The organism is Bacteroidia bacterium (genome assembly GCA_025056095.1).
Lineage (GTDB): Bacteria > Bacteroidota > Bacteroidia > JANWVE01 > JANWVE01 > JANWVE01.
In genome coordinates this window covers 7,463-14,763 of sequence record JANWVW010000050.1, presented here as the reverse complement: position 1 = coordinate 14,763, position 7,301 = coordinate 7,463, and the positions used below count along the sequence as shown (strand labels likewise).

Here is a 7,301-nt window from a genome sequence, read left to right as displayed (position 1 = left end):
TTTTTTGGGCGTGCCCTTGCCCATACTTCGCTTGCGCTTGTATGGGCAAGGTCGGCGTGCTTCGGGCTACGCTGACGCTTCGGTGCTGCGCTGCGCTCCGCACCGTGCTAACGCACGCCCTTCGCATGCCTCACGCAATAGATCTCTGAAAAATCCACTCCTCTGTAATTTATATTAAGTCTAATGTGAGTTTTACATGTAAGTAATTGAACATAAAAGATGTATATATTAAAAATTAAGTTGTTGTGTTTTTATTTTATAGGGAGTTATTGAAAACTGAATAAAATAAAAAATATGTCCATTGGCTTATCTGAATAAGCCATGAATTGTGTGTAAAAATACATACTATTACCTTAAATACCTTTATGACTTTTTATGCGTAGATTGTTACAAACAGACAGTTTTTTGCTGTCAAATTCCTTCTGATGCTTTACGGTTACGAATACAGAGATAATATACAAGAATGGTCATGTGTCTTAATACTCTTGTATCAACTGTATAAACCATTCATAATTGCATGTATTCGGAAAGCAGAAATGCAATACTCCATTTCTGATTACACACTCGTAGTAGTATTTGAAATTTCTGTGTCCGTAGTATCTACAATGATATATCGCCAGTGTGGTGATGATTTCACTGTGCGTTAAACGCGGTTTTTTTTACTCTGATTATTTTGCATATTCGTGCTTTGTAAAGTGTGAGTAGCGCTATATACATCTAAATCTTTACAAGAATCGTCGGCTTCCATAAAAGCCCGGTGATAACAATTTTGTTTATTATCATAAGAGCAATTTTATTGTTCTTTTTTATTTATCCAAATCTTATCTCATTTTATTGCTATTTATACTCCCAAAACTTTTTTACAATCCAAAACTCAACGTTAATATAATAAATCACAAAACCAAAATCCTGTGCTTGAAACACTATTTTTATATTCTCTAAAAACAAATTCGCCAATGGAAAAAGAAACAGGACGCTTGAAAATAGGACCATCAAAACAAAACGTATGAAACTCACCATTTTCACCACAAGGGTCGACATTGGCAGGTAAATCCTTGATAAAACTTTTATCAATGATTCTGCCTAAAAAGCTTGTATCCATTACGCTTGTATTGATACAAACTACAATTGCCTTGAATCCTAGTTCAATAAATTGTTCAATAAGATAGGTCGTATTTTTTTGCCATAATGGAAAAATGGCTTTTATATTTAGTGGATTAAGTTGTGATTCCCTATATTTTCTAATGTCTTCCAAAAAAATGTCCCCAAAGGCTGCATACTCAAAGCCATTGAATTTTAGTTCCATTATTCTTTGACGCATTCGTGCTTCATATTCAGCATTAGTTGCATTTTGAGATAGTGAAATAAAGCCGTACGGAATATCTATGCAATTCAATTGCTTTCGGAGTAGCTCTACTCTTATGCCGTGCATACTTACTCGGTTGTAGTCAGTATTTATAGAAGTAAGTAGGTATTCAACGCTGTATCTTTTATCTTGCAACAGGTAGTACAGTGCTAAAGCCGAATCCTTTCCACTACTCCAATTAAAAAAAGTTTTATACATGAACTTTTTTTAGATCGCTCATTTTCGCATAGTAAGATTGATAGTGGTTTTTGAGTTCAACAAAAATAGAAGGATGAAATAGACAAGCTAATAATTCTATGCCTTCAATCAACCGAGTAGATGGACAGGTAAACAAATCACTATCTACAAAATAGACTTGATCATTCTTGACTGCTTTGAGTGTAGACCAATTTGGTAATTCTTCTAATGCGCTAATTTCATTAGTACTACGTTCAAGGTTAAGTCCGCACGGTGCCACAACTAATATTTCAGGATCGTACATTAATATCTTTTCCCAATCTACTCTAACAGAATAGCCCGAAGGATTTGAGAGCATATCTATTCCTCCTGCTAAAGCAATTTGGTCAGGTACCCAGTGCCCGCAGTTATAGATGGGATTGAGCCATTCTATAAGCATAACTCTGCGAGGTGTTGCACGGTATTTGCGAAGAGTATCTACAATGTCATCTATTCTTTTTTTGAGATAAGCTAACAAGTTATAAGCACGCTCCTCATGACCAAAAGTTTGTCCTATGGTGAGGATATTATCAAATACATCGTTCAAAGATTTAGGCACAAGCGGAACTAGCTGTGGTTTCTTTTTAAGCTTATGAATAGCCTTTTGTACATAAGCAGTGTCAATTTGGCATACTTCGCATACATCTTGCGTGAATATAATATCAGGTTCTATTTGTTGTAACAGGGCTTCATCTATGTAGTACAAGCTTTTTCCCATTGTTTTGTACGAAGAAACTATATTATCAATTTCTTCGCTGCTAAAATTATTTCCTTCTAATAGCGAGCGCACTACTTTTGGTTTATCGGAACGGCATTCAAATGTTACTCCGTAAAGATACTCATCTAAGCCCAGCCGATAGATAATTTCTGTGGCCGCAGGTAGAAAAGATAACGCTTTCATAATGTTAAAAAACTATCCGAGGTCTAATTTACTAACTTTGAAGCACAGAAAAAATTACAGAGAACCTGCTCAAAAGACAAGTTTGCAGAAATTAAACCTTAATCAATTTTTGGTATTCTTCGGCGCTCAGTAAATTTTCTAACTCTTGGGGATTAGCAATTTCTATTTTTATCAGCCAGCCCTCATCGTAAGGACTTCGGTTTATTTTTTCAGGGGCATCATTGATGGAAGTATTAACCTCAATCACTTTGCCACTTACGGGACTAAATAAGTCTGAAACTACTTTTACAGTTTCAATAGAACCAAAAACTTCGTTTTGAGCAATTGTTTTGCCAAGAACGGGGATATCTACATATACTATATCGCCCAATTCTTTTTGTGCAAAATCGGTGATACCTACAATACCAATATTGCCTTCTACACGAATCCATTCGTGTTCAGAGGTATATTTTAAGTCGCTTGGAAAGTTCATGGCTTCAAATCTACGCAAAGAATGAAATCTGACAAAATTTGAAATTCTAAAAGTGCAATGAATTAAATAGAGTTTTTTCTGTTCAAAGAGGGGTTGAAGTTTTATTTATTTTTTGGGCGTGCCCCTTGCTGCGCAAGGGTCGGGGCATTCCGCACTGCGCTTCGCTTCGGTACTTCGCTAACGCTTCGTACTGCCTAACGGCATGCTCCATGCCCCTCACGCAGATGACCTGTGCAATCATGTCTTTACCTTGTTTAAGCTTGAAGTACAACTACTTACAAACTAAAACCGTGCATAACACACAGAGAAACGATTATTTCAGAGATCCCTTGCGTGAGGCATGCGAAGGGTGGGCGTTAGCCCAGTGCGGAGCGAAGCGTAGCACCGAAGCGTTAGCGTAGCCCGTAGCACGCCGACCTTGTGGGCAAAAGCCCACAAGGGCACGCCCAAAAAAGACATAATCAACCCTTGGCATAACTCAATCTATTTTTGTTATATTCGCATAGTATTTAATCAACTATGAACAGTGCCACTATCAAACCTATCAACATTGACATACAATCCTGCAAAACTATACCTGACTTATTTGAAAACCTGTTCAAACACATACCCCCACACGAAGATATGCTCTACTACAAAGCAGAAGGTAAATATCAATCTATTGACTATCAAACTTTTCAGGAAAAATTCCACGCCATTGGTATATGGATGCAGCAACAAGGCATAAAAAAAGGCACTACTGTGGGCATCATCATGGAAAACTCACCTTATTATACCATGATTGACACAGCTATTCAGTACTTGGGCGCTATTAACGTGAGCATATACACTACACTCAACCCTGAGGGAATAGAACATATCATCAAAGATGCAGAAATAGAGATTATTTTTATCGGAACTCCCTTTTTGTACAAAAGAGTAAAAAGTGTAGCCCCAAACTTAAAAAAATACATTACTTTGTTTGATGCCCCCGAAGAAGAAAATGTTATTTCTCTCAACACAATCTTTGCCCAAGCAAACACTTATACACAAGCAGATAAAGAGCGCTTCCTGCAAGCTAAAAATGAAATTGACGAAGAGGATTTAAGTACGCTAATTTATACCTCTGGTACAACGGGCGTTCCAAAAGGGGTCATGCTTACGCACAAGAACATTGTTTCTAATACTCGGTCTTGCATGCAGTTTCTACCTATAATTGATAACCGAGATGTGTTTTTATCTTTTTTAGCATTAGCCCATTCGTACGAACGTACCGTGGGATATTATTTAGCTTATGCCAAAGGAGCAAAAGTAGCTTATGCAGAAAGTATTGAAGCCTTAGCCCGCAATATGATGGAAGTCCGCCCGACTATTATGCTCTGCGTACCTCGCTTACTAGAAAAAGTATATGACCGGGTAATGAGCACCGTAGAAAATCAAAGTAAGATTAAACAGCGAATTTTTCAATGGGCTATACGAATAGGCGAAAAGCGGCGAAAAAGGCATGAAAATCAAGAACCTATTCCCATAGGTTTGTCTATCAAATATAATTTAGCAAGGCGATTAGTATTCAAAAAAATTATTCAGCGGACAGGAGGAAGAATACGTTTCTTTGTAGTAGGGGGAGGTGCTATGCAACAACAAGTAGGCGAATTCTTCGCAAATATGGGCATACCTGCTATGGAAGGCTACGGATTAACTGAAACTTCCCCCGTGGTATCCGTCAATCCCCTAGAAAGACAAGTCTACGGAACTATTGGGCGTATTTTGCCTGGCGTAAGAGTAGCCATTCAAAACCCAGAAACCAAAGAAATTTACATAGAAGCAGGTTTTGAAGATTATGACAAAAAAATCAATTCTCCCGAAGGGGAAATATTAGTCAAAGGGGATAATGTCATGAAAGGATATTGGAAACTTCCCGAAGAAACCGCAAAAGTGATTGATGAGCAAGGTTGGTTCCATACCCAAGATATAGGAATGTTTGTCAACGGTAGTCTTAAAATTACCGACCGTCTTAAAAATATGCTCAAAACTGCAATGGGCAAAAACATTTATCCTACTCCTATTGAAAATACTTATCTCTTATCTCGTTATATCGCACAAATATTCATCATCGGCGATAAACGCGAATACCTCACTGCTTTGATTGTACCTGAACAAGAGCATCTAAAAGCTAAATTCAACCTTCCCGATGACTTTTTTAATCAAGACAATCCTATCATTGAGGATAAAGATATCATTGAATTTTATGAAAAAGAACTAGCCCCACTTTCCAAAAAGCTGGCTAAGTACGAAGTAGTCAAAAAATTTACGCTCTTGCGCAAACCTTTCACCATAGAAGGGGGCGAACTGACTACTACCCTCAAAGCCCGAAGAAAGTTCATTGAAGAAAAGTACAAAACGTACATTGAAAACATGTATAAATAAAACTCCACTTTCAGCAAAAAACAATTTTTTGCTCTATAACAAACAATTAAACGTACTTTTGTGATATGGATATTATTGATAGCCTAGCGCACACAGCCGAATATATAAACCAACATAAGCAAGCAGACTTAGAACAAGTAATACATCGTAGCTACCACGAAAATGGTTGGTTTATTCCACATTATGGCTATCAAGCTTGGCGAGCTTGTATGCAGTGGTTAGATAAAGCGGTTTTGTCGCAATTTATGCAAAACTACATTCCTGCTTCTGTTTCTAAACAAATAGGAATTATTGCCGCAGGAAACATTCCTATGGTAGGTTTTCATGATGTTTTAATGGTCATTTTAAGCGGACATAAAGCAATAGTTAAGCTATCGCATCAAGATAAACAGCTTATTCCTTTTTTTGTTCGTACTTGGCAAAATTTGTATCCGGAATATGCAGACAAAGTGGTCTTTGTAGATGATTTTAGACAACTACATTTAGATAAAGTGATTGCCACAGGAAGTAATAACACAGCCCGATATTTTGAATACTATTTTAGAAACATTCCCAACTTGATACGAAAAAACAGATTTTCCATAGCTGTAATAAGAGGAAATGAAACCGAAGAAGTGTTAGAAAAACTATCTTATGACTGTTTTGATTACTTTGGTTTGGGATGTAGAAACATTTCTCATATTTTCCTTCCACAAGGGTATGAACCTATACGATTGTGTCCTTTTTTAGAAAGACATCCGCATAATAAATATCATGACAAATGGCTGAACAACTATACTTACCACAAGGCACTTTTGTTAATGGACTTAAATTATGATTTTTTAGACGGTGGTTTTTTTATTTTACGAGAAATGCAGCCACGCACGCAGCCCCCTGCAGTGATAGGATATTCATTTTATACTTCGGAAACAGACCTACAAAGTCAGATAAATGCTATAAAAGAAAATTTGCAGCTCATTCTGTATCCTGAACATTTTGGTACAGCACAGTATCCTGCTATTGATGATTTTGCAGATAACGTAGATACTATGGCTTTTTTGTTGGCTGATTAAAGCAGCACTTGCTTTGACTGTGTATATTTGTATAAGCAATTCCCATAACTTATGCCACTGAATTCCGTTTTGGCAGTTATTCCTGCAAGGTATGCTTCTACACGTTTTGAAGGAAAGCCATTAGTAAATATTGCAGGAAAAAGCATGATTCAAAGAGTGTATCAACAAGTACAACAAGCCGCAGTGGATACAGTTATAGTAGCCACTGATGATACACGTATTTTTGAGCATGTGCAATCTTGGGGTGGAAATGTGGTCATGACTCAAAAAGGGCATACTAGTGGCACAGATAGATGCGCAGAAGTAGCAAAACACTATACAGAGTACAATTTAGTTCTCAATGTTCAAGGTGATGAGCCATTGATACACCCCGATACCATCAATGCGCTGATAAATATTTTGCAAAATGATGATTGTCAAATTGCTACTGTTTATACTCATTTCAGGGACGTAGAAAGTTTGTGGGCATCTACTACGGCTAAGCTGATAACGGATATACGGAATAAAGTTTTATATTTTAGTCGTAGTGTCATTCCTTATTTGCGAAATGTGCCCCAAGCAGATTGGGCAGCCTGTTATGCTTTTAAGAAGCATGTTGGTATATATGGCTTTAAGCGAGAAGTGTTACTTGCTTTGACGCAGTTGCCAAGTTCAGATTTAGAGCAAGCCGAGTCGTTGGAACAGTTACGTTGGTTAGCGTACGGATATAACATTTATGCGGTATATACTCCGCATGATTCGCTGGGTGTGGATATTCCTGCTGATGTAGAGAAGGTTGTCAAAAAATTAAGTTCTGAAAAAAGTAATTTAATTTAATTTTTTGGGCGTGCCCTTGTGGGCGTTTCGCTTGCGCTCATGCCCACAAGGTCGGCGTGCTACGGGCTACGC

9 protein-coding genes are annotated in these 7,301 nt (G+C 37.5%); 4 read left to right on the top strand and 5 right to left on the bottom strand.

The features are described 5' to 3' along the window. Nucleotides 1-425 precede the first annotated feature (425 nt). On the top strand, nt 426-647 hold the full coding sequence (locus tag NZ519_05765) for a hypothetical protein (GenBank protein MCS7028256.1): 222 nt from the start codon (nt 426-428) through the stop codon (nt 645-647). A gap of 233 nt (nt 648-880) precedes the next feature. Here the strand turns inward: NZ519_05765 and NZ519_05760 are convergent, their stop codons facing one another. The 5 genes from NZ519_05760 to NZ519_05740 all read right to left on the bottom strand — a co-directional run bounded on the left by NZ519_05760 (nt 881) and on the right by NZ519_05740 (nt 3,430). Further along, nucleotides 881-1,564 (bottom strand): diphthine--ammonia ligase, encoded by a 684-nt coding sequence (locus NZ519_05760; protein ID MCS7028255.1) that lies wholly within the window; start codon nt 1,562-1,564, stop codon nt 881-883. After that, complete coding sequence (locus NZ519_05755) at nt 1,557-2,483, bottom strand: ABC transporter substrate-binding protein (GenBank protein MCS7028254.1); 927 nt, start codon at nt 2,481-2,483, stop codon at nt 1,557-1,559. Before NZ519_05755 ends, NZ519_05760 begins: the two co-directional genes overlap by 8 nt. Nucleotides 2,484-2,574: 91 nt before the next feature. After that, on the bottom strand, nt 2,575-2,955 hold the full coding sequence (gene gcvH / locus NZ519_05750; GenBank protein ID MCS7028253.1) for a glycine cleavage system protein GcvH: 381 nt from the start codon (nt 2,953-2,955) through the stop codon (nt 2,575-2,577). Nucleotides 2,956-3,037: 82 nt separating this feature from the next. Next, complete coding sequence (locus NZ519_05745) at nt 3,038-3,226, bottom strand: hypothetical protein (protein MCS7028252.1); 189 nt, start codon at nt 3,224-3,226, stop codon at nt 3,038-3,040. A gap of 42 nt (nt 3,227-3,268) precedes the next feature. Continuing rightward, nucleotides 3,269-3,430, bottom strand: coding sequence for a hypothetical protein (locus tag NZ519_05740; protein ID MCS7028251.1), 162 nt, complete (start codon nt 3,428-3,430; stop codon nt 3,269-3,271). A 44-nt stretch (nt 3,431-3,474) separates the two neighbouring features. Here NZ519_05740 and NZ519_05735 point away from each other — a divergent pair, with 44 nt between their 5' ends. From NZ519_05735 to kdsB, 3 genes are all read left to right on the top strand, one after another. Beyond that, complete coding sequence (locus NZ519_05735; protein ID MCS7028250.1) at nt 3,475-5,361, top strand: long-chain fatty acid--CoA ligase; 1,887 nt, start codon at nt 3,475-3,477, stop codon at nt 5,359-5,361. Nucleotides 5,362-5,426: 65 nt separating this feature from the next. After that, nucleotides 5,427-6,413 carry an acyl-CoA reductase gene (locus tag NZ519_05730; protein MCS7028249.1) on the top strand — a complete coding sequence of 329 codons (987 nt, stop codon included), beginning with the start codon at nt 5,427-5,429 and terminating at the stop codon, nt 6,411-6,413. Nucleotides 6,414-6,464: 51 nt separating this feature from the next. Then, nucleotides 6,465-7,229 carry a 3-deoxy-manno-octulosonate cytidylyltransferase gene (kdsB, locus tag NZ519_05725; GenBank protein MCS7028248.1) on the top strand — a complete coding sequence of 255 codons (765 nt, stop codon included), beginning with the start codon at nt 6,465-6,467 and terminating at the stop codon, nt 7,227-7,229. The last annotated feature ends 72 nt before the right edge of the window (nt 7,230-7,301 follow it).

Excerpts from the sequence above, each read along its gene's own strand:
- NZ519_05755 (MCS7028254.1), bottom strand. The coding sequence starts at position 2,483 with ATGAAAGCGTTATCTTTTCTACCTGCGGCCACAGAAATTATCTATCGG.
- NZ519_05740 (MCS7028251.1), bottom strand. The coding sequence starts at position 3,430 with ATGCCAAGGGTTGATTATGTCTTTTTTGGGCGTGCCCTTGTGGGCTTT.
- NZ519_05760 (MCS7028255.1), bottom strand. The coding sequence starts at position 1,564 with ATGTATAAAACTTTTTTTAATTGGAGTAGTGGAAAGGATTCGGCTTTA.
- kdsB (MCS7028248.1), top strand. The coding sequence starts at position 6,465 with ATGCCACTGAATTCCGTTTTGGCAGTTATTCCTGCAAGGTATGCTTCT.
- NZ519_05765 (MCS7028256.1), top strand. The coding sequence starts at position 426 with ATGCTTTACGGTTACGAATACAGAGATAATATACAAGAATGGTCATGT.
- gcvH (MCS7028253.1), bottom strand. The coding sequence starts at position 2,955 with ATGAACTTTCCAAGCGACTTAAAATATACCTCTGAACACGAATGGATT.
- NZ519_05735 (MCS7028250.1), top strand. The coding sequence starts at position 3,475 with ATGAACAGTGCCACTATCAAACCTATCAACATTGACATACAATCCTGC.
- NZ519_05730 (MCS7028249.1), top strand. The coding sequence starts at position 5,427 with ATGGATATTATTGATAGCCTAGCGCACACAGCCGAATATATAAACCAA.